This window comes from Neobacillus rhizosphaerae (assembly GCF_050477885.1).
Lineage (GTDB): Bacteria > Bacillota > Bacilli > Bacillales > Cytobacillaceae > Neobacillus > Neobacillus rhizosphaerae_A.
The window spans coordinates 17803-38953 of the sequence record NZ_JBCNAC010000060.1; the positions used below are offsets into that span (position 1 = coordinate 17803).

Sequence of the window (21151 nt, forward strand, 5' to 3'; positions counted from 1 at the left end):
TTATCCAATTGTAAACAAAAAATGAAAAATTTCCAACATTCAACAAGAGATGGTAGACACCTACCTAAATAAGCATGAATAAATTATCATGTAAACCAAAAGATAGGAGTTGAAACGAATGTCTGATAAAAGAACCTATACCGATTATCTACAAAGAGCGGCAATGTATGATTTGTTGGCACAATACTATAAATATTCACTCCCAAATCTGCACATGCACTATTATGGCAAACATCTAAAATACATGAATAAAGCCCTGCAGTTTATGCGAACCCCTCCCCCACTATCTCAGAATGAAGCGAAAATACGCATCCTTCATACTTCTCCAGACGCACCCAATTTAGATATCTATATTAATGGGAAGCGAGTAATCAGAGACTTAACATTTAAACAGGTAAGTGATGAACTTTCTTTAAAGGCGGGGAAATATCATATTGATATTTATCCAGCAGGGAACATGGTAGACAGTGTTTTAAATAAAAAAATAACAGTAGAGCCTGGAAAGTCCTATACCCTAACCGCTATAGACTCTGTAAAAAAATTACGCCTGCTGGTGTTTCAAAATGAGCCTTCAACACCATTGAATGAAGCAAAAGTGCGCTTTATCCATTTATCACCTGATGCTCCTCCACTAGATATTGCCGTAAAGGACCGAGATGTGATCTTCCCTAAAGTATCCTATAAACAAGCAACTGAATATTTAGGTTTAACTCCCATGACTGTTGACCTTGAAGCAAGAGAAGCGGGCAGTAAAGAAGTGGTTCTTCCTATTCCAAGTGTCTCTTTTAAACCAAATGAAAGCTACACCATTATATTTCTAGGGTTAGTAAAAGAGAAACCTGAAATCCATTTTATTAGCGTGAAGGAATAAAAAAATAGAGAGGCTGACTATGAGTCAGCCCCCTATTTGACCGGAACTAATATGGTAAATGCGATATCATCTTTCTTTAAGTCAAATTTATTTGCTTTAATTTTCAAATCACTTTTCAACTTTAATTGCTGCATATGAACGTAAACAAGGTGATCATCCGGACGAATATCCACTCCCCTAGGGAGCTTGTAATTGTCACTTATGAATGATAAAACGTAAGCAATGGGGAGATGTAATCGGCCAATTGCCATTGATTTTTGTTTAAGAACCAAATCGCCATTTTTTAACGCTTCAGGTACAAAAGTAAGTTTCATATTAAGTTCTTCACTAAAGAACGGTATTGTTCCATATAGTTCCACTTCATCTCCGAGTACGACCTGGTACTCTATTGGTGAATCTGCAGCTTCTTCCTTCAAGTAATGATTGATTAACCGATTAAGATCATTCTTATTTGATTTTACATGGAAGGATACATGATCCTCCTTTAAATCTTTTTGTTTGCTACTTTCCTTATTACTCGATGGCATCATTATTAGAGTTAACATGATAAATGCGACTAATAGGTTGATTCCTAACAAGAGAAGGAACCCTATCTTCCACTTGTTTTTCATAAATTTCTAATTCTCCTCTGTACTGACTGTATAGGATTTTCTCTCCAGATCAGGTAATACACTTTCTCCTAGTGTCTCATTCAACCTTTGTGCAATCAGTTCATATCCTTTGTTATTTGGATGGAAATTATCTGTGTAAAAAAGGTCTTCAGCTGCATTTAAGAATACATCCTCAATTGGGACAAAAAATGCATGAGGATAATTGGCAATAACCATTTGACCAGTTTGGTTCCAATCGGCAACAATTTGATCCATCTCTTTAATATCTGAAAACCATTTGGAGAAGGGATTATATAGGCCAACTAAAACAATGGATGCATCGGGATTTTCTTGATCAATAGCCTCCATTATTTGAGTTAAATGTTTTTTGTAATTTTCTCTTTCCTTCGTAAAATCAGACACCTGAAGATTAGAGAAATGATCCTTAACAACTTTCATGATGTCATTGCCGCCAATTGTCAGAATTACTAAATCAGCCTTCTTTATTGCTAATTTCATTTCTGGCGATTGAAGTCGTTTTAAAAGTTGAGTGGTTCGATTACCCTTCACACCAAAATTAAAAAAATCAACTTCTTGAATCCCTTTTTCTTTTTCTAACATAGACTCTAAATATGGTAAGTATCCACCTTTACCAGTACTATCCCCAATACCTTTGGTTAAGGAATCACCTGCTGAAACAACCGTTAGTGTACGTGGATAAAAATCCGCTGGAATTTGCTTAAAAACCTGTGCCACTACCTTCTTTTCCTGATGGAATTCTAGAGGGTTAGATTGAGTACATGAACTTAAAAATAATATCGAGAGAATTAGAGCGGTGAAAAACGTTTTCATCTTTATTCACCTGCTTTCTAAACTAATTTTATTATACCACGACCCAAATCATTCAAAACAAATATACACTATATCCTATTCTTGGCAAAAAAAATAGACCATTTCATTGGTCTATTGTAACGATTTTATATCAGAAATTATTTCTTCAAATGGGACATCCTTATAGCCATTATAGGACTTTTTAATATTCCCTTTCTGGTCAACTAAATAGAAAGAGGTTCCATGAACCACTTGATTTCCTTCTTCCGGTTTTTTTACAAGTGCCTTATAGTTCTTCAAAGCAAATTCCTCAATAAACTCTTGAGAATATCCCGTTAGTAACGTCCAGTTTTTAAGATTGGCCCCAAACTGCGTAGCATAGTTTTTTAATGCTTCAGGAGTATCCACTGCAGGATCCACACTAAAAGAAACAAATTCTACGTTATTTAATCCTTCGTCTTTCACCTTTTTTTGTAATTTAGCCATATTAGCAGTCATTGGCGGGCAGACATCTGCACAGCTTGTAAAAATAAAATCTGAGATCCAAACCTTACCTTTTAAATCTTTTAATCCAACCGTCTTTTGCTCCTGACTAGTTGCAGAAAAATCTTTAATAGGCCAATTTACCTCATTTTCTATTACTTTTTTTCCACATCCAGCTATAAGTAGCATACTTACAAAGATTCCAAACAACATCATTCGAGTTTTCATTTAATCACCTGCAACCTTTTCTATTCATTTCGTGAATAGTTTAACAAAGAAAGACAAAAGTGAAAAGAGAAACGGTATTGTTCAATCAATAACGCCTGTTTTCTCAATCCTATTCTTTACTTGCACATCAAATTCAGCCTTTTTGTATAGTTCTCTCCATTTCTCTTTGGATATTTGCTTGCCTCTGTAATGCACTTCATACTCGTTTCCAAAGCCAATAGGATCAATATCTAGTTCCCTTAGATGATAGAGTAGATCCTCTACCTGCTTTTCCATTGCTTTATTTATTTTTTTCTCTAGTAGCTTTACCGTAGCCGGTTTCGCCAAATCTAATGGCTCTGTCATTTCTAATAATCTTGAATCTAATTTTATTTCCACTTTGAATTTAAGGTTCTGCTTGTCAATCAATTTTATTTTAGACTTGCTCCTTATATTATCAATGGTGAGGTAGACTTTATTATACAAAGGGGTTGGTACTAAACCTTCTAACATTATATCTTGAAGTTTCTCTTTTTTGAAACCCATTTCGAGTGTTCCGGCTTTATATTTATCAACTAAAATCTTCAAAAAAAATAGCTGCGATTGCTTCAGCTCATCAACCAATCGATCCTCTCTGAATAGTCCGACGCTTGAGATAACCACGTCCCCACCTTGTATTTTTAAAATGGGAAGAACAGGGTCTTTTCCAATATCGTAGTAATTATGATTAAATTCTTGTAAGGTGGGTGAGATAATCTGCTCTCCTTCGACATTCTGTTTGATTAAATTATAGATATATGTTCCAAGGTTAATATTTGTTTTACTTTGGTCAATTTTCATAATCTCCTCAGCTGTTTGGTCTGCAATTGTTAAATAAACCATGTTCCCAATTGCAGCATCACGGTTTAAAGTATCAACTAGTTGAATAATACCTCTTTCAGCTAGTTCTCTACTATAAACAACCGACCGAAGCTGTCCCGAGACCAGTTTTTGGTTTGATTTAAGATTTTCTGCTTGCCTTAATCCTTTGCTTGTTTTTGAAATGGCACTTATAACCTTTGTTGCTGATTGTGCCATAGGATCAAACTTTTGCACGACTACAATTCCTTTAATTTGTTCCTTCCCTACTAAATCGTATCCAGCAGTAGTAATAAGACCTAACTTTTCAAGCGGCTTTTGTTCCACACATCCAGCCATGATAGCCATGCAACAAAAAAGTAATAAACATAATTTACTTCTGCTACACTTCTGCATTCGATTTCTTCCTCCTCTGAAGCCACTTTTTCACAGAAACAATCACGGAAAGGAGTATTGGATAACAGAACGCTGCAACGAATCCAAGCTTAGCTACGTAATCTGTTACTACATTCATTTGGTATCGTGCTTTAATAAAAAAAGTTCCTATCCAAACTAAAAGTCCAAGAATCCAAATGCCCCTTTTCTGCTTCATTTGAAAGATTCGGTTTATGCCTTTGGAGGCAGCCCATAAATAACCGCACATGTTTGGTAAAATAATTAACATCCAAAAGGAAACTGCAATAAATTCAAAGCGTTCTAAGTTTGGCAGTTTCACAATCTTAAACATCGATAATACCGGCCAAATGGTTCGTGCTAAACCATTTTCTGAGAAAAACGCAATACAAACTAGAGTAATCAAAGTAAATATGGCAGTTGTATAAAGATTTCCTAACTGTGTGTACAGCATAATTTTCTTTTTGTTTTTCACATATGGATAAATAAACATAATTAATTCAAACCCCATGAGCGAGAGAGTGGTTTTGTACATTCCCTTCACTAGCTGCATCATATTAATGTTCATAATAGGCAGTAGATGTTTGAAATCGGAATACCTAATAGGTACAGTGATGAAAAAATTGAGCCAAAAGGTCCCCAATACTGATAGGAAGGCAACGCCTACTATTACACGAATACCTCCATTTACAGCATAAATAGTTAATAGGATTAAAACTAAAGAAATTTGCCAGGTGGGGAGATCAGGGAAGATCCACACTTGGATAATTTCAATATAATTCATAAGGATAATAAAAAAGCTAAAGCTCAAATACAGCATATAAAAAATACTTAATGTATGACCAATCCATTTACCAAAAACATCAAAATGAATTCCATACAAATCAGCACTATCATACTTTCCAAGCATACGCACCATCATGACTAATACAAATGCAGTAAATATCCCCCCAAGAAGGACTGCAAGCCATGCGTCATGCTTGGCTTCCATATAGACAACTCTCGGCAGTCCTACTATACCTACTCCCGTTTGGATGGAATGGACAAAAAACAAGACAAGAAATGCTTCAAATAACAAACTCTCTTTCGGATGTAAATTCACTTTCATCTTGACCGCTCCTATTCATCTACATCCTTCTTTTTCATCGCTTTTTCCTCTTTAAATCGACTACTATCTACTGGATGATTGGTAACTGGTCTAAAAGGCAAGTATTGAACGGGAAATTTAATGATACTGTATCCTAAGTCCCTCCAACGAAAAGGGTAGACAGGCATAAAATACGGGCTCCCTAAGGAGGTTAGTTTTAACAAATGAATTAGAAAAAAGCAAAAAGACAGCATGATCCCAATTCCACCCCAGATGCCCGCTAACAGAATAATGGGGAACCTAATCATTCGAATGGCAGTACCCATGATATAACTTGGAGAGGTAAAAGACCCAAGTGCACTCAGCGCAATAATAATAATTAATATATTACTGGTAAACCCTGCCTGAACAGCAGCTTGTCCGATGACTATACCACCAACGATACCCATGGTTTGACCCACTTTTGTCGGTAATCTAGCTCCCGCCTCTCTTAAGAGTTCAATGACAAATTCTAATAACAATGCTTCAAATACCGGTGGAAACGGAACATTTGCCCTAGATTGCCCTAATGAAACTAGCAAGGGAGATGGGATAACCTCATAATGATAGGTCAAAACCGCCACATACGCTGGCGTTAATAAAACAGATAAAAAAATAGCTACAATTCGCAGCATTCTTAAAAACAGCCCCATATTCCAGCGCATATAAATATCTTCAGTTGATTCAAAAAAGCTAAAAAATGGGGTTGGACCATAAATGGCTGCAGGTGAACGATCCATTAAGATCGCAACTTTACCTCTCATTAAAGAAAGGGATATGCGGTCTGGAAGCTCTGAGGACATGATTTGAGGAAAAACAGTCCAACTATTATCCTCAATCAACTGCCCTAGTACGGTTGTATCTGGAATATAATCAAACTCTAACTCATTTATTCTTTGTTTAAAGGTATTTACATTTTCTTCATCTGCAATATCTCTTATATAAACAATCTTTCCGGGTGTTTTCACTCTGCTTCCTATACTTATATCTTCCATGCACAGCTCTTTATCCTTTAGATTACTTCTAAGAATATTTAAGTTCCCTATAAGCGACTCAGTAAAAGAAATCTTCGGGCCATAGACTAACGATTCTGTTTCCGCTTTTTCTAAAGATCTCTCTACTGTTGTACCAATATTCGCGAGGATTCCATATGACTCACCATCAATATAAATATAGGCATAGCCTTCAATTAAAGAGGAAACGACCTCCTTTAATTGATTGGCAGCTTGCAGTTCACCAATAGGTAAAATCTGCGCTAGATTTTCTGTTGTCCAATCCATCGAATTATTTTGCTGTTGAACAGGTAATAAAATAAACTCGTCAAGACTGGTTTTATCGATCAAGCTACTTAGGAAACAAACCAGAATTTTTTTACCCTCTTTTTTTAAGGTTCGAAAGTTTATATCTGAACATGTTCCCAGTTCATTGTTTAACTGCTCTTTAAGTTCATCTACATTAAAACTATGCTTTTTAAATTCATCTGACTGATTATTTTTGGGTTTTCGCTTAAACATTGTCAGCACCTTTTTAAATACTATTTTTTTTATGTTTACCAAAAATCCTATTTTTACCCATTTTAAAAGGATACCTTTATTTGCATAGTGGTTTCATTACAAAAAACAATATGGTACAATGAATGAGTATTCATTCATTGTACCTGTTTGAACAATCATACAGATTTCTACTTTAAGAGGTGATTTTAATGGATCGAATTGGTCCGATTATGATACTAGAAGGTCCAAATTATAGCAAGGTCCCTTTTTCAAGAAGTCTTTTTATAGATTGTCCTGAAAAAATATTAATAGATAGTGGGGCAGATGCAGATCGACTGTTAGAACTTGATAGGGAATATGGTGTGGAGCTAATCATTAACACCCATTACCACCCTGACCATACTCTCCATAATCATTTGTTTAGGGATGCGACAAAACTAATTAATCCAATTGAGTACGAGACCTCATTAACGATTGAGGGGGTAGCAAGTGTCAATGGAGTCTATCAAGAATGGGGAGCTGAAGGCGTCGAGCAGTGGAAAAAGACACTTCCACAGGAATGGGTTAAAAACCTTGGCGAGATTTCAGGAACCTATGAATATGAGACGAACTATATTTTTGGAGATGTAATAGTACAATTTCTACATACCCCTGGGCATACGATGGGTTTATCTTGCCCTTACTTTCCTGAATTGGGTGTGGTTTTTGCTGGAGACTATGACATGACATCTTTTGGGCCGTGGTATAACGGTAGTGATGGAAATATTGAGGATTTCATTGCCTCTGGTAAACGATTACTTTCCCTTGATGCTGATACGTACATAACTGGACATCAAAAAGGGATTTTCAACAAAAGGGAATTTAAAGAAGCAATGGATAAATTCCTTGCCATCATCGACCGAAGAGACCAGGTAATTGAACAATATATTAAACAAGGCATGAACTTTGAGGAACTTACAAATATCGGGATCTTTTATCCGAATAAATTGTTACAAAACTCTATTCTCAAAACGTGGGAACGCGGAGGAATTCGGAAGCATTTACACCGCCTAGGCTATACAGTTGAAGAATCTTCTCTAGAGCTAGTCAGTAAAAAATAACAGGAGGGTGTCCGGCACCATCCTGTTATTCAATCCTCTATTCATAATAATACATCAGTGCTATTGTACCAGGTCCGGTGTGCGTACTAATGGTTGGACCCGTATAATCAATTGGAATATCCTGGAATCCAGTCAAATCGAAGATGCTCTCTTTTACTTTTACTGCAAGTTCCTGGGCACCAGAATGGACTAGACCAACACCACGAATCGTTTTCCCCTTCACATCTTCCGCAAACTGCTTGGCCAAAAATTTAACGACCTGAGAATGGCTGCGAACCTTTGTAACCGGAGTATATTCTGCCCCTTCAAGTGACGCAATCGGTTTGATATTTAATAGAGAGCCAATGAATGCCTTTCCTTTTCCGATTCTACCACCCTTAACGAGGTTTTCTAACGTATCAACCATGATATATAGTTTGGTATGTTCCTGGATTGTTTCTAATCGGGATAAAATTTCTTTCATTTCCTTCCCTTGCTCTGCCATAATAGCAGCTTCCTTCACTTGAAAAGCCAGAGCGGTAGAAATAAACTTTGAATCGACTACTGTTACCTTGGTATCTGTCATTTGTGCTGCACTTTCAGCTGACCGCACTGTACCGCTCATTTTTCCTGTCATATGTATGGATAATACTTCATACCCGTCCTTCCCAAGCTCGTCGTAAACCTCTAGAAAAACACCAGCGGCAGGTTGGGAACTCTTTGGTAATTCTTTTTCATTGCTCATTTTATCAATAAATTCAGCCGGATCTATATCCACCCGGTCTAAGAAGGTTTCACCTTTTATCGTAACGGATAAAGGTACAACAATAATACCTAGTTGCTTAGCCATTTCTTGTGAAATATCTAAGGTTGAATCGGTTACAATTTTAATTTTACTCATTCAGTCACATCCCTACACTTACTGTTTAGTATTATACAGGTTTCAACTATTGAAAGAAACTATAACTGGACCTTTTCTACTTTTGATCACTGATTTGATACATTTCTGCAAAAATAAAAGAGCACCGTTGTCGATGCTCGAATGGAACTATGCATTATTCTTTAATTCTCCAACTTTGAATAGTTGTTCATAATCTGGCCACTTCATGACCTTTTTCAAGTAATCTTTAAAGGAGTAGCATCTCTTAGGTTTGCTTTCCTGATTAATGGACGTTAAAAACGTCTGTAAACGGACTTGGATCATAAATTTATAAGTACTATCTTCCTCCAATACAGGAATTTCCATGACTTTAACCTTCTGTCCAACAACATTTTTGAACTCTAGGCTTTTGAATAACAAAATATCAATCCTCTTTTTCACCCGTTTGACTATATTATACACCTTTTCGACCTCGAAAAGTGTCTAATTATGCTTACTAGAAAAAAATTTTGTGAATGAATTGCAACAAAAAACAGGATCATTTTATGTCCTGTTTTTAGTCGAATGATTTGAAGGTGTAAGATTTAATTTGGGCATTTAATTGTGGGTTTTCTTGTAGAATACTGTTTTTAATAAGAAATAATCGTGGTCTGCTTTCTTTGCTAGTCTCTGCATCTTGAATATTGAAAAATGTAAGATCATTATTGCACGTTGGACAGATCCATGTACCGGAATCACAACTACTGAAAGATGGTTTGTGGCATTTGGGACAGGTTTTTTTGTACATAATAGAGGCTCCTATCAGCTTTTTGTTCATTATAAAGAATTTATAATTAAATTATATAACTTAATTAAGAACAAATAAAGGTATTAATTTATTATTTTTGTATATATTAAATATGAACTTTTTCTTTAAACTTATTTTTAAATAGTTATATAAAAAAGCCCCCATACAATAGTGTATGGGGGCATCATCTAACATATTCTCGGAAACATTGTTCCTGATAATCTAGTTAATAATCGTTTGGAGCCTAAAGGGGTTTCTAATAGTAACTGACCCTTTTCTTTTCCCATAATAGAACCAATGACTACCGCATCTCTTCCCTCAGGGAATTCTCGTAATATTTCTAACACTTTTTCCTTTTCCTTATCCGCAACGAAAAGAATGGCTTTTCCTTCATTGGCCAAATACAGCGGGTCGAAGCCTACTAAATCACAAACCCCGTGTACTTCTTCTTTTACGGGGAGGTCAAGTTCATTAATTTTAATCGTTAAATGAAAGTCTTCTGCAATCTCAACGAGTGTGGTGGCTAGACCACCTCTAGTTGGATCCCGCATGATTCGTACACCTGAAGTAGAGTTAAGAACTTCCGCTAACATTGTGTTTAAGCTAGCACAGTCACTAATTACGGGCGATGATATACCTAACTCTCCCCTTGCGGCCAAAACAGCGATGCCATGATCGCCAATGGTACCTGACACAATAATAGTGTCTCCATCTTCAAATTCAAGGCTGCATCCTATATTAGGCTCATAGATTCCAATCCCTGTCGTATTAATGTACACTCCATCCGCACTACCGCGTTCCACTACTTTTGTATCACCTGCTACAATTGTAACGCCTGACTTTAGAGCTTCATTAGCCATGTCACTCACTATTTTTTTTAAATCAGTAATAGAGAACCCTTCCTCAATTACAAATCCGCAGGTTAGGTATACAGGTTTCGCTCCACTAACAGCTAAATCATTAACCGTACCTGCTACCGCTAATTTACCGATAGAGCCACCAGGGAAGAAAATAGGCTTAATAACAAACGAGTCTGTAGTCACGGCAATTTTGCCGACTGGTATGTCCACGGAGGCTGCATCAAATAATGCCGAATTTCCATCACCAAAGGCTTCGATGAATACATCTTTGATTAAACGGTGGCTTAACTCACCGCCGTCACCATGTGCTAGACTGATAAATTGATTCATTAAAAGCTCTCCCTCATGTATTGATAATAAGCAGCACAACTACCTTCCGCAGAAACCATACACGGACCGATTGGTTTTTGCGGATTACAGGCTTTACCAAAAAGTGGACATTCATTTGGTGTGATTAAGCCACGAATGACTTCGCCGCAGCGACATTTCGTTTTTCTTGGTTCACCTACTTCTACCGTAAACCTCTTTTTCGCGTTAAATTTATCGTATTCAGGTTTCAAGTCTAGCCCGCTATTAGGAATAACTCCTATTCCCCTCCAGGCTTCGTCACACTTGATTAAGTACTGATCCATCCACTGTTGAATCACTTGATTTCCCGTTTTACTGACAACAGAAGGGTGGTTATTGATTATAGCCGTTTCTCCTTTTATAGCCAAATCAATGCTTTTGTAAATTCCAGACAGCAATTCTGCCGTTTCAAAACCAGTAATCACACCTGAAATATGATATTCATCAACTAAATACTGGTATGAAGCTTCACCTATTACAATCGAAACATGGCCCGGTAGCAAAAATCCATCCAAATGAACCTCTCCAGCATTAAGCAAGTATCGGAGAACAGGTTCAACTAGTTTAGTAGTCATCCAAATCGAAAAATTCTCGATTCCACGTTTTTCCGCTTCTCCCACCATTAGTGTGAGGATAGGAATTGTCGTCTCAAAACCCACTCCAAGAAAGATCACTTCTTTCTTTGGATTTTCTTCAGCAACCTTTACAGCATCCACTGGTGAATAGAGAACACGAATATCCTTACCGGCAATCTTCGAATTCAGCAATGTTTTATTAGAGCCAGGAACTCTCATCATGTCACCGAATGTACAAATGATTCGGTTTTCGCCTTCTGCCAGAGCGATCATGGCATCAATCGAACGTTGGTCCGTGACACACACAGGACATCCTGGTCCGGAAATAAGGTTGACCTCATCCTTTAGACAAGACTTCACTCCTGTTCTAGCTAGAGACATGGTGTGCGAACCGCACACCTCCATAAAAGCAGGCTTGCGTCCAAACTTTTGCTGAAATTCCTTTGCTTTTTCGATAACGGCCTCCACAAGAGGCTTACAGACTTCCGGATTATTGGACTGTTTCAGAATTTCGAGCATCGACAAGCTTCCTCCACTCCTCCACACTCTGTCTTGCATACGTTTCATCGACTATACTCATTGCCTGACCAGCATGTACGATAACAAAATCTCCAAGCTCCAATTCGGGAACAAATATCGTTCCAACGGTTGTTTGCGAACCCATAACATCCACAACTGCACTGTATTCCATTTTTTTCACTACTCTAGCAGGTACGCCTACACACATTGCAAAGCACTCCTTTTTGCCGCGGCAATTGCTAATTGCCCAAATGATAAACCACCGTCATTGCACGGAACCTTCTCTGGTACGAAGACAACAAACCCTCTTTCTATCAATTCTGCTGTCAACCTCTTCCTTAAGAACCGATTATGGAAGCTGCCACCTGAAAGGACAACCTGTTTATTAGCATTGGAGCTTCTAACAAGTAGCTTCTCCATCACTTCTACTGTCGCCTGTACAACTGTTTCATGAAATCTTCCACTAATGAGGGAAACTTCTTTTTCTTCTAAAATTCCCCAAGCAATCTCTTTAAGCATTTTTGAAAAATCAATGGTTAGTACATCCTGTTCATCTAAATCAAATAAATAAGGCTCAAAAATGTGATCTTCATCAGCTAATTCTGCTAATTGAATAGCTGCTTCCCCGTCATAACTAGATATTTTGGTCATACCACAAAGTGCACTTACCGCATCAAAAAGTCTGCCGCACGTGCCAGCGTAAACCGTATTTATATTTTTATCAATCATCTTTTTTAAGGTATCAATCTCTGCTTTATTATCTTCGAAGATAGTTTTCGCCAAAAATTCCCCCTCCGCACCAAGAAGGTAAATAAGCATTGCCGCTGCATTTCTCCACGGCTCATGAATACACTTTTCACCTCCAGGAAGGGGAGTATAGTGTAAATGAGCCATACGTTGAAACTGGCCTGCATCCCCATAGAGAACCTCAAAGCCCCAGATGTTTCCGTCGAGACCATAACCGGTCCCATCTAAAATAATTCCATACGCTTCACCCTTCATTTGGTGCTCTTCCATACATGCAGCCATATGGGCGTGATGATGTTGAACCTCGATTACTTCTTCAAATGGAAATTCTTTTACTAGCTTTTGAATGTGATAGCCGGGATGGGCATCGATTACAGCCAGTTTTTTTGGAATATCAATCCACTTTAACAGATGATTTAATTCTTGTTTGTAATGATTGATTGTTTCGATATTTTCTAAGTCACCGATATGCGGTCCGACAAAAATTTGCTCATTTCGACCAATCGTAAAAGTGGTCTTTTGTTGACCACCAAAAGTGACGATTCCTGTCATATCTCGAGATGTCAAAAACGGATCTGGAACATATCCTCTTGACCTTCGTAGGAAATCGAGCTTTCCATCATTGAATTGGACGACAGAATCATCCACTGGGTGCAGTATTTCCCGATTATGGACAAGATAATAATCAGCAATTCCCTCCAAATATCGACTGGCGTCCTCATCCTTATATAGGATAGGCATTCCTGATGGATTGGCACTAGTCATCACTAGACAAGATAGTTCGGAATCAGTAAATAACAAATGATGCAATGGTGTATACGGAAGCATGACCCCAATCGTGTTCATACGTGGTGCAACGCTTTCAGCCAATTGATAATGTACGATTTTCTTTAACACGACAATGGGAGATTCCGGACTTTGCAAAAGCTTATGTTCTGCCTCATTCAGCTTTGCTATTTGTTCTACGGCTGTCAAAGAAGAAGCCATGACTGCCAATGGCCGTAAAGGCCTTTTTTTTCGTCTTCGCAATTCGGCTACCGCTTTCTCATTACTTGCATCACAACAAAGATGGTAGCCTCCTATCCCTTTAATGGCTACAATCCTTCCTTCTTTTAATAGCTTCACTGTTTCAACCATCGGATTCTCTAGATCTACTTGCTTTCCACTTTGGTTAAGTAACCAGACTCTAGGACCACATGTTGGACAAGCAATCGGCTGAGCATGATGCCGCCGGTTCGTTGGGTCTTCATATTCCCTCCGACAATCCTCACACATAGGAAAGTCCTTCATAGAAGTATAGGGGCGGTCATATGGTAACTCATTAATGATCGTGTAACGAGGACCGCATTGAGTACAGTTAATGAACGGGTATTGGTAGCGAAAATCATTCGGATCTTTCATTTCATTGAGACAATCCTCACAAACTGCTGAATCAATTGGAATGACCAGCATGGAGGTCCCACTGCGTTCACTTGGGATAATTGTAAAGTCTGCGATGTTTTGTGCTACTGTTTCTTCTACTAAAATCTCATTTATTTTTGATAGTCGTGGCGCGTTATTTTTTAATGCAAATAGAAATGCCTTAATTTGACCGGTTTCTCCTTCAAGATAAATTTTTACACCATCCATATTATTTTGGACGGTCCCACTCAACTGATATTTCTCGGCTAGCTGAAAAACGAACGGTCTGAATCCAACTCCTTGGACTCTACCACGGACAACAATTTTCACAGCTGTAGGCATCGCTCATATGCTCCTTCAATCCAAGAAAACCAATCATGCAGTCCTTCTTTTGTCCGGGCTGAGAGAGATATTAATATTGATTCCGGGTTTATTTCCGATAAATCCTTTCTTGCTTCCTCCACACTGAAGTCCAAATATGGTAGCAAATCCATTTTATTTAAAAGCACAAGTTCTGTTCTCATAAACATTTGTGGGTATTTCGGTATTTTGTCGTTACCTTCTGGTATACTTAACACCGCCACTTTATGATGCTGTCCTAAGTCGTAGCCTGAAGGACAAACGAGATTACCGACATTTTCAATAAAGAGAATATCAATTTCATCTAAATCAAATTCACCTAGTGTTGCCGCAATCATACGTGCGTCTAGGTGACAGCCACCATGGGTGTTGATTTGAACAGCTTTTGCACCCATTGCACGAATTCGGTCCGCATCTCTTTCCGTTGCCAAATCCCCTTCGATCACTGCAATCCGATATTTTTTAGATAATGCTCTGACTGTTTCCTCTAATAATGTGGTCTTCCCTGCTCCAGGTGAACTCATTAAATTAATGACCAAGGTTTTTGTATTGTGATATAGCTCTCGATTGAATTCAGCAGCCTTGTTGTTATTTGTTAATACGTCCGTCCTTAAAGTAACCTTCATTGTGTATTACTCCCTTCGTATGATAATACCTGAAACGTTTCCCCACTTAATACCTTTCCAGAAGGAACGAGGCAATTTGGACAAAGAGCAATCTTATGTTCCGGTCTATATTCCATGCCACAAAGAACACAGGAAGCTTTTGCCTTTTCAAGGTGAATGACAAGTTCAGCCGTCTCTTGGAATAAATGAAGATTTTGATCTCGAAATATATCAAATGCCATTTGTAAGGCATCAGGCATAGCGTTAGATATCTCACCGACGATCAATTCTACCTTCTCAATTTTGTAAATTCCCTTTTCTAACGCATCCTCCTGCACCAGCTGAAGAATATCTCCCATCAATGACATTTCATGCATGGCTACCACCCGATTTCTTCTCATACTTCTGAAACCCAATATAATATATATCTTCCTTACGTTTTATTGGAAAGGAAGCAAGTTGTAACTCACCCGAGTGTGACTTAAAATTGAATTCTTTTTGACAATTCAAACATTTTCCACTTGAATATAGTGTTGTTAGAATAATAATATTCGAACATACAGGACAGACTCCATCCATTGCCTGCATGTTCGTTCCATTACGTGTTACTATGACTGGTTTCCCTCTAATAAACTTCATTTCTAGCTCTGAATCGAGTTCAATTTCCTTTATGAAGGGAATCCACGTAATTCCGAGAGCTCGGTCAGCGGCTGATTCCACTTTTTCCAAATCCTCACTAATAAAAGGCTCATAAACAGATTTCACCGTTTGGAAAAGACTGCTGCCCATCTCTTTTATGAAATCCCCCCGTCTCATGAGACCTTTCTCCAGTTAAACACTTGCTCAATCACGGCATTTGCTAGTTCACCCAGTTTCTGTCGGTTGGTTTCCGTTAACTCTACTCCTAATTCAAGTGACGTTGGCTGCATGCCGACCATGACGATTTGCTTGGGATATCGTTCCCTCATCTTGGCCGCTAACAATACCTCTTGGAAGCCTAATTGGTGAATGGACATCTTGATACCGAAATAAGCCGGAATTTCCTCCCCAACAAGTGAGATAATCGTGCCACCCTCTTTCCCGGCATTGATGGCATCAATAATGATTAGATTTTCGGCTTCCTCCACTGGCCCCAGAAGTCTCATACCATCAGTTAAACCCTCAATAATTTCGATATTCTCAACTTCCTTTAGTGCTTCCTCTAATAAAGGTAAAAGGTGGATGCCAACACCCTCGTCTGAGAAGAGGGTGTTGCCAATTCCTAGAATTGTAATCTTTGATTCTACCTTTCTATTTGTCATCCTTTTCACCTACTGATTTCTTCGTAGTTGTTTTGTAGCCTGTAATCATGGATGAGATGGATCCATTTCTCTCAAGATAATCATCACGGAAAGCCATATATACATGTATAAGGGTAAATAACATGAAGCCCCATGCTGCTAGATGATGCCACGAGCGAAGCGTATAACTTTCGCCACCAAATAAATAGGGCACCCAAACAAATAATTTTGCCCAGAAAGACTCTTGCTGCGGTTCAAAATACATATAGAATCCAGTTAACATCACAATCCAGGAACCAAGACCAATAAATATCCAATAGCTCAATTGTGCCAGAGGGTTATGCCCAACATAATGAGGCTTTTTATTTTTCAAAAATAAATAGTACTTAATTGTCTCGAAAACTTCCTTCCAAAATATCCATCTAAGTGGATTAGAGGTGGCAAATTTATTACCTACAGCAACCCAATACAGACGGAATAGGAGGTTCACGACAAATAGGAAGGCCGCAAAAAAGTGAATATAGCGCATCCAGCCCATCAGGTTGGAATAGTAGGCCTCTTCTGGTATGCCTGCCGAAGCAAACGGTTTTCCAATGTAAATTCCCGTTCCCATTAATACAAAGATGGCGAACATATTTAACCAGTGGAAAATCCTAACAGGTAATTCCCAAACATAGGCTCTGACTTCATTTTTTATTCCTTTATAGACAATATGCCTTTCTGTGTGAAACGAATTCTCGCTGTTGATCACCGGTTTATCAGGGAACGGCCCCGGCGTTTGAGTCGGTAATTTTGGCGCAGCCATTTGTTTCACTCCTAACCTAAACGAATTTCGGTCGTATTATTAGTTTCCAAATCGGTTAAGTGGACAGCACATGCAAGACAAGGGTCAAAGGAATGGATAATCCTCATAATTTCTAATGGCTGTTCCTTATTCAACATTGGTGTTCCTTTCAGTGCTGCCTCATATGCACCGATATTGTTTTTATGGTCACGAGGTGAGGCATTCCATGTGGAAGGTACAACGGCCTGGTAGTTATGTGTTTTCCCATCCTTGATATCAATCCAATGGCCTAGTGCACCGCGTGGTGCTTCCATCCAGCCAACACCTTTGGCACGCTCCGGCCACGTACTTGGTTCCCATTTTGTCCGATCAAAAGTGGTTTGGTTTCCACTCTTCACATTTTTTAATAATTCATCCATATCATTACGCAGCCATCCGGAAATTAATACCGTTTCAAGTCCCCTGGCAACGGTCCGTCCTAAAGCTGATTGTAAGGCTTTGATTGGTAAATCCAGCTTTTTCAATGTTTCATCTACGATATTTACAATCTCTTCTTTTCCTGCCGCATAACCTACAATCATCCTTGCAAGTGGTCCTGTTTCCATTGGATGCTCTTTCCAGCGCGGTGCCTTTAGCCAGCTATACTGTTTATTGGTATCCAATGTTTTAAACGGCGCTTTCGGTCCTGTGTAATTAAAGGTTGTTTCTCCTTCGAATGGATGCTTACCTTTTCCGCCCTCATTTCCATCGTAGGTATACCAGGAATGATCAATAAACTCCTGAACATGTTTAGGATCTTTTAAATCAACATCCAACACTTCATTCAAATTGCCATTTAAAACGATTCCTCTTGGCATACGATATAGCTTTGTATCATAGATGTCTCCTGTAGAGAAATCTCCATAGCAAAGGTAATTATTTAACCCGCCACCATACGTCCAATCCTTATAAAATGAGCCGATAGCGAGTAAATCAGGTATATAGACTTGATTCACAAATTCCCGAGCTTGGTCAATTAATTGTGAAACATGCATGAGTCGTTCAGCATGAACTCCATTATCACTCTCAATATCTAACGGTGTCGCCATTCCACCAACGACATAATGTGGATGAGGATTTTTGCCACCAAAAATCGTATGGATTTTAACGATTTCCTTCTGCCAATCTAATGCTTCAAGGTAGTGAGCAACTGCCAATAGATTTACTTCAGGCGGGAGTTTATAGGCCTTGTGACCCCAATAACCGTTTGCAAAAATACCTAATTGACCACTTTCTACCAGTTTTTTCACTTTATTTTGTACATCTGTAAAGTACCCTGGCGAAGATTTTGGCCAGCTTGAAATGGATTGAGCCAGCTTAGATGTCTCTGCAGGATTGGCACTGATGGCACTCACAACATCTACCCAATCCAATGCATGAAGGTGATAGAAATGGACGACATGGTCATGAACAAATAACGCTTCATTCATTATGTCTCTTATTAAATGGGCATTTCTCGGAATCTTTATTTTTAACGCATCTTCAACAGAACGAATAGATGCCAAGGCATGTACGGTAGTACAAACACCACAAATACGCTGCACATATGCCCAGACATCTCTCGGGTCTCGGTCCTTTACAATCAATTCAAGACCACGGACGGCAGTTCCAGAGCTATATGCTTCCTTTATTACACCTTTTTCATCGACATCTACTTCTACTCGCAGGTGGCCTTCAATTCTTGTTATTGGGTCTACTACTATGCGTTCACTCATTCTTCCTCACCCCGTTTGTCATCTCTCTTCTTTTTAATGACCGTTCCAGTTGCATGGACAGCAATACCAGCTGCTGTTAATCCAATAGCTGCTAAACCGACCTCATCAGGCTCAATTGTTGTTTGTGTTCCAGGGATTTTCGCTCTTCTTGTATAGAATGGTCCATTATCCCAGAAATCTTTTTCTGAACATCCAAAGCAAGGGTTACCCGATTGTATGGGATAGCTCACCCCGCCATTCCAACGCATTTCTGCACAAGAGTTATAAGTGGTTGGACCTTTACAGCCTACTTTATATAAGCAATAACCTTGTTTGGCTCCTTCATCGTCGAACGATTCCACAAATAATCCTGCATCGAAATAGGCTCGTCTATTGCATTTGTCATGTATACGGTGACGATAGAAAGCTTTTGGGCGTCCGAACTGGTCCAATTCTGGTAATTTTCCAAATGTAATAAAGTGAGCAATCACTCCCGTCATTACTTCTGAAATGGGCGGACATCCCGGTACAAGAATTGTTGGAGTATCTTTTACAAAGCTTGTAACTGGCTTTGCACCCGTTGGATTTGGGTGTGCAGCAGCAATTCCTCCCCATGACGAACAAGAACCATAAGCGACAATAGCCTTAGCTCCTGCTGCCATTTCTAAGAAAGTTTCTTTTGCCGATTGCCCTGCAACAGTTAAGAACGCATCATCATCAGGAATACTTCCTTCAACAGCTAGAATGTACTCCCCTTTATAATCCTTTAATACTTGTTTCATGGAAGCTTCCACCTGATGCCCTGAAGCAGCGGAAAGAACTTCTGAATATTCCAGTGAAATCATTTCGAGTAAAACGCTTTCAGTCTTTGGTTGTGATGAACGAATGAATGATTCGGAACAACCAGTGCAATCTTGGAATTGCAGCCATACAACCGGTACTCTTGTTTTTGTTTCCATTGCTTTCACAACTTGATCAGACTGCGTGAATTCTAGACCTAATGTAGCAGCAAGTGCAGTACACATTTTTATAAAGTCACGCCTGCTAAAGCCATGGTCGATCGCGGCTTCGTATACTGTTTTCTGTCTCTTCATCCGCTTTCCCCTCCACTTTTCATGAAATTAAATATTACTTGATTTCAAAGAAATTGTAGTATAACACTAGGCCATTCGTCTTGAATTTTCAAAAAAGTACACAAAGTATCCTTAACTGCATTTTTACAATATTTTCTTTTAATAAGTTGTAGATAATGGAAAATACAACCGACTAAATGGTTATGTTAATGCATTATGATGATTTGATACACCTGTTGATTGGAGCGGAAGGCGCGAAGACTCCTGCGGGAGTAGCGGTCACGGGAGACCCCGCAGGAGTGAGCGACGAGGAGGCTCCCGGAACGCCCGCGGAAAGCGAAGCGCCTGGAGTGGAAATCAACAGACAATTTATAGAGCCAATAAAAAAGACCTTAAGAGAAATCATCCCTTAAGGTCTTTACATTTTCCTATGCTTCTATTAATTCATCTTCCGGTTGTTTCTTTAACCGTTTTCGGTAAACAAACTTAGAAAGGTTAATACTTATTTCATAAAGCAGTAACAATGGCAGGGTTACAACAAAATCGGACATAAAGTCTGGCGGTGTAATTACCACAGCTATAATAATAAGAACAAAGTAGGCATACTTCCTAATTTTCGCCAATACAAACGGATTAATAATTCCTAATGAGGTTAAAAACATAACAACAACAGGGAGTTCAAACAACACTCCAAATGGTAATGTCATGTTCATAATAAAACTAAAATATCGATCGGCCGTGAAATTGGTAACAAACATATCACCGCCAATATTCACTAAGAACTTAAGAACCATTGGAAAAATAACAAAATAACCAAATGATAGACCAATTAAAAATAAAAAGAATAAGGCTGGTACGTATGAAAGCGTGATTCTTCTTTCTACTGGTCTTAATGCTGGTTTTACAAACAACCATATTTGCAATGCTAGAACGGGTATCGTCCCAGCAACTGCTACAACAGTTGCTAACATAAAATAAATCCAAATAATGTCACTTGGACCAAGTACCATTAATTTCACTTCAAGGTCGCGAACGAACCATTTATAAATATCATCCACATAAATAAAACCGATGGCAAAAAAGACGATAAAAGCGAGTGCGGAAATAATAATCCGCTTACGTAGTTCTTCCAAGTGATCAACTAAATTTAATTCTTTATCTTCCATGTACTTCCCCTACCAATTTCAAAGGTTAAAAATGTTTCTTATTCTGCATTAAATAACAAGCTTTCTCATGTATTTATAGTTAAAATTCCGAGAAGAAAAGGT

General features: G+C 38.5%; 22 protein-coding genes. 2 read left to right on the top strand and 20 right to left on the bottom strand.

All coding sequences use genetic code 11. The features are described from left to right. Positions 1 to 118: 118 nt before the first annotated feature. Positions 119 to 871, top strand: coding sequence for a DUF4397 domain-containing protein (locus ABES03_RS07535; protein ID WP_430116507.1), 753 nt, complete (start codon positions 119 to 121; stop codon positions 869 to 871). A gap of 32 nt (positions 872 to 903) precedes the next feature. Here the strand turns inward: ABES03_RS07535 and ABES03_RS07540 are convergent, their stop codons facing one another. The 6 genes from ABES03_RS07540 to ABES03_RS07565 form a co-directional block, all read right to left on the bottom strand. Continuing rightward, complete coding sequence (locus ABES03_RS07540) at positions 904 to 1482, bottom strand: YpmS family protein (protein ID WP_430116509.1); 579 nt, start codon at positions 1480 to 1482, stop codon at positions 904 to 906. Between the two features lie 6 nt (positions 1483 to 1488). Beyond that, the gene (locus ABES03_RS07545; RefSeq protein WP_430116511.1) at positions 1489 to 2313 is read right to left on the bottom strand and encodes an SGNH/GDSL hydrolase family protein; all 825 of its coding nucleotides are present in this window, start codon (positions 2311 to 2313) and stop codon (positions 1489 to 1491) included. Between the two features lie 111 nt (positions 2314 to 2424). Further along, a complete protein-coding gene (locus ABES03_RS07550; RefSeq protein ID WP_430116513.1) occupies positions 2425 to 3003 on the bottom strand; it encodes an SCO family protein in 579 nt (192 codons plus the stop codon). Between the two features lie 81 nt (positions 3004 to 3084). Continuing rightward, on the bottom strand, positions 3085 to 4236 hold the full coding sequence (locus ABES03_RS07555) for a Ger(x)C family spore germination protein (protein WP_430116515.1): 1152 nt from the start codon (positions 4234 to 4236) through the stop codon (positions 3085 to 3087). After that, a complete protein-coding gene (locus ABES03_RS07560) occupies positions 4223 to 5341 on the bottom strand; it encodes a GerAB/ArcD/ProY family transporter (protein WP_430116517.1) in 1119 nt (372 codons plus the stop codon). Before ABES03_RS07560 ends, ABES03_RS07555 begins: the two co-directional genes overlap by 14 nt. An 11-nt stretch (positions 5342 to 5352) precedes the next feature. Next, positions 5353 to 6873: a spore germination protein gene (locus ABES03_RS07565; protein WP_430116519.1), complete on the bottom strand. Its 1521-nt coding sequence runs from the start codon at positions 6871 to 6873 to the stop codon at positions 5353 to 5355. A gap of 188 nt (positions 6874 to 7061) precedes the next feature. On the opposite strand from ABES03_RS07565, the gene ABES03_RS07570 reads away from it, so the two are divergent. After that, a complete protein-coding gene (locus tag ABES03_RS07570) occupies positions 7062 to 7952 on the top strand; it encodes an MBL fold metallo-hydrolase (protein WP_430116520.1) in 891 nt (296 codons plus the stop codon). A gap of 37 nt (positions 7953 to 7989) precedes the next feature. On the opposite strand, the gene ABES03_RS07575 is transcribed toward ABES03_RS07570, so the two are convergent. The 14 genes from ABES03_RS07575 to tatC form a co-directional block, all read right to left on the bottom strand. Beyond that, positions 7990 to 8832, bottom strand: a complete 843-nt coding sequence (locus ABES03_RS07575) for a DegV family protein (RefSeq protein ID WP_430116522.1) — start codon at positions 8830 to 8832, stop codon at positions 7990 to 7992. Between the two features lie 147 nt (positions 8833 to 8979). After that, complete coding sequence (locus ABES03_RS07580; RefSeq protein WP_308083488.1) at positions 8980 to 9231, bottom strand: DUF2535 family protein; 252 nt, start codon at positions 9229 to 9231, stop codon at positions 8980 to 8982. A 555-nt stretch (positions 9232 to 9786) separates the two neighbouring features. Continuing rightward, positions 9787 to 10788: a hydrogenase expression/formation protein HypE gene (gene hypE, locus ABES03_RS07585; RefSeq protein ID WP_430116523.1), complete on the bottom strand. Its 1002-nt coding sequence runs from the start codon at positions 10786 to 10788 to the stop codon at positions 9787 to 9789. After that, positions 10788 to 11900, bottom strand: a complete 1113-nt coding sequence (hypD, locus tag ABES03_RS07590) for a hydrogenase formation protein HypD (RefSeq protein ID WP_430116526.1) — start codon at positions 11898 to 11900, stop codon at positions 10788 to 10790. The genes hypE and hypD overlap by 1 nt, the downstream gene beginning before the upstream one ends. After that, positions 11872 to 12108 (bottom strand): HypC/HybG/HupF family hydrogenase formation chaperone, encoded by a 237-nt coding sequence (locus ABES03_RS07595; protein ID WP_430116529.1) that lies wholly within the window; start codon positions 12106 to 12108, stop codon positions 11872 to 11874. The genes hypD and ABES03_RS07595 overlap by 29 nt, the downstream gene beginning before the upstream one ends. Continuing rightward, a complete protein-coding gene (gene hypF / locus ABES03_RS07600) occupies positions 12099 to 14390 on the bottom strand; it encodes a carbamoyltransferase HypF (RefSeq protein WP_430116531.1) in 2292 nt (763 codons plus the stop codon). The genes ABES03_RS07595 and hypF overlap by 10 nt, the downstream gene beginning before the upstream one ends. Beyond that, positions 14375 to 15034: a hydrogenase nickel incorporation protein HypB gene (hypB, locus tag ABES03_RS07605; protein ID WP_430116534.1), complete on the bottom strand. Its 660-nt coding sequence runs from the start codon at positions 15032 to 15034 to the stop codon at positions 14375 to 14377. Before hypB ends, hypF begins: the two co-directional genes overlap by 16 nt. Then, positions 15031 to 15390: a hydrogenase maturation nickel metallochaperone HypA gene (locus ABES03_RS07610; protein ID WP_430116535.1), complete on the bottom strand. Its 360-nt coding sequence runs from the start codon at positions 15388 to 15390 to the stop codon at positions 15031 to 15033. Before ABES03_RS07610 ends, hypB begins: the two co-directional genes overlap by 4 nt. Further along, positions 15383 to 15829, bottom strand: a complete 447-nt coding sequence (locus ABES03_RS07615; RefSeq protein ID WP_430116537.1) for a hypothetical protein — start codon at positions 15827 to 15829, stop codon at positions 15383 to 15385. The genes ABES03_RS07610 and ABES03_RS07615 overlap by 8 nt, the downstream gene beginning before the upstream one ends. Then, entirely contained in the window at positions 15826 to 16314 is a 489-nt protein-coding gene (locus ABES03_RS07620; RefSeq protein ID WP_430116538.1) for a HyaD/HybD family hydrogenase maturation endopeptidase, read from the bottom strand. Before ABES03_RS07620 ends, ABES03_RS07615 begins: the two co-directional genes overlap by 4 nt. Then, positions 16304 to 17098, bottom strand: coding sequence for a Ni/Fe-hydrogenase, b-type cytochrome subunit (cybH, locus tag ABES03_RS07625; protein WP_430116539.1), 795 nt, complete (start codon positions 17096 to 17098; stop codon positions 16304 to 16306). Before cybH ends, ABES03_RS07620 begins: the two co-directional genes overlap by 11 nt. 11 nt (positions 17099 to 17109) lie before the next feature. Further along, the gene (locus tag ABES03_RS07630) at positions 17110 to 18831 is read right to left on the bottom strand and encodes a nickel-dependent hydrogenase large subunit (protein ID WP_430116540.1); all 1722 of its coding nucleotides are present in this window, start codon (positions 18829 to 18831) and stop codon (positions 17110 to 17112) included. Then, complete coding sequence (locus tag ABES03_RS07635; RefSeq protein ID WP_430116541.1) at positions 18828 to 19904, bottom strand: hydrogenase small subunit; 1077 nt, start codon at positions 19902 to 19904, stop codon at positions 18828 to 18830. The genes ABES03_RS07630 and ABES03_RS07635 overlap by 4 nt, the downstream gene beginning before the upstream one ends. A 407-nt stretch (positions 19905 to 20311) precedes the next feature. After that, positions 20312 to 21049 (bottom strand): twin-arginine translocase subunit TatC, encoded by a 738-nt coding sequence (tatC, locus tag ABES03_RS07640; protein ID WP_430116543.1) that lies wholly within the window; start codon positions 21047 to 21049, stop codon positions 20312 to 20314. Positions 21050 to 21151: the final 102 nt, after the last annotated feature.

Bases quoted from the DNA above. Each gene is read 5' to 3' on its own strand.
- cybH (WP_430116539.1), bottom strand. From the start codon at position 17,098: ATGGCTGCGCCAAAATTACCGACTCAAACGCCGGGGCCGTTCCCTGAT.
- ABES03_RS07535 (WP_430116507.1), top strand. From the start codon at position 119: ATGTCTGATAAAAGAACCTATACCGATTATCTACAAAGAGCGGCAATG.
- ABES03_RS07570 (WP_430116520.1), top strand. From the start codon at position 7,062: ATGGATCGAATTGGTCCGATTATGATACTAGAAGGTCCAAATTATAGC.
- ABES03_RS07540 (WP_430116509.1), bottom strand. From the start codon at position 1,482: ATGAAAAACAAGTGGAAGATAGGGTTCCTTCTCTTGTTAGGAATCAAC.
- hypD (WP_430116526.1), bottom strand. From the start codon at position 11,900: ATGCTCGAAATTCTGAAACAGTCCAATAATCCGGAAGTCTGTAAGCCT.
- hypF (WP_430116531.1), bottom strand. From the start codon at position 14,390: ATGCCTACAGCTGTGAAAATTGTTGTCCGTGGTAGAGTCCAAGGAGTT.
- ABES03_RS07575 (WP_430116522.1), bottom strand. From the start codon at position 8,832: ATGAGTAAAATTAAAATTGTAACCGATTCAACCTTAGATATTTCACAA.
- ABES03_RS07620 (WP_430116538.1), bottom strand. From the start codon at position 16,314: ATGACAAATAGAAAGGTAGAATCAAAGATTACAATTCTAGGAATTGGC.
- ABES03_RS07565 (WP_430116519.1), bottom strand. From the start codon at position 6,873: ATGTTTAAGCGAAAACCCAAAAATAATCAGTCAGATGAATTTAAAAAG.
- tatC (WP_430116543.1), bottom strand. From the start codon at position 21,049: ATGGAAGATAAAGAATTAAATTTAGTTGATCACTTGGAAGAACTACGT.
- ABES03_RS07630 (WP_430116540.1), bottom strand. From the start codon at position 18,831: ATGAGTGAACGCATAGTAGTAGACCCAATAACAAGAATTGAAGGCCAC.
- hypE (WP_430116523.1), bottom strand. From the start codon at position 10,788: ATGAATCAATTTATCAGTCTAGCACATGGTGACGGCGGTGAGTTAAGC.
- ABES03_RS07555 (WP_430116515.1), bottom strand. From the start codon at position 4,236: ATGCAGAAGTGTAGCAGAAGTAAATTATGTTTATTACTTTTTTGTTGC.
- ABES03_RS07545 (WP_430116511.1), bottom strand. From the start codon at position 2,313: ATGAAAACGTTTTTCACCGCTCTAATTCTCTCGATATTATTTTTAAGT.
- ABES03_RS07550 (WP_430116513.1), bottom strand. From the start codon at position 3,003: ATGAAAACTCGAATGATGTTGTTTGGAATCTTTGTAAGTATGCTACTT.
- ABES03_RS07560 (WP_430116517.1), bottom strand. From the start codon at position 5,341: ATGAAAGTGAATTTACATCCGAAAGAGAGTTTGTTATTTGAAGCATTT.
- ABES03_RS07635 (WP_430116541.1), bottom strand. From the start codon at position 19,904: ATGAAGAGACAGAAAACAGTATACGAAGCCGCGATCGACCATGGCTTT.
- ABES03_RS07615 (WP_430116537.1), bottom strand. From the start codon at position 15,829: ATGAGACGGGGGGATTTCATAAAAGAGATGGGCAGCAGTCTTTTCCAA.
- hypB (WP_430116534.1), bottom strand. From the start codon at position 15,034: ATGAAGGTTACTTTAAGGACGGACGTATTAACAAATAACAACAAGGCT.
- ABES03_RS07595 (WP_430116529.1), bottom strand. From the start codon at position 12,108: ATGTGTGTAGGCGTACCTGCTAGAGTAGTGAAAAAAATGGAATACAGT.
- ABES03_RS07610 (WP_430116535.1), bottom strand. From the start codon at position 15,390: ATGCATGAAATGTCATTGATGGGAGATATTCTTCAGCTGGTGCAGGAG.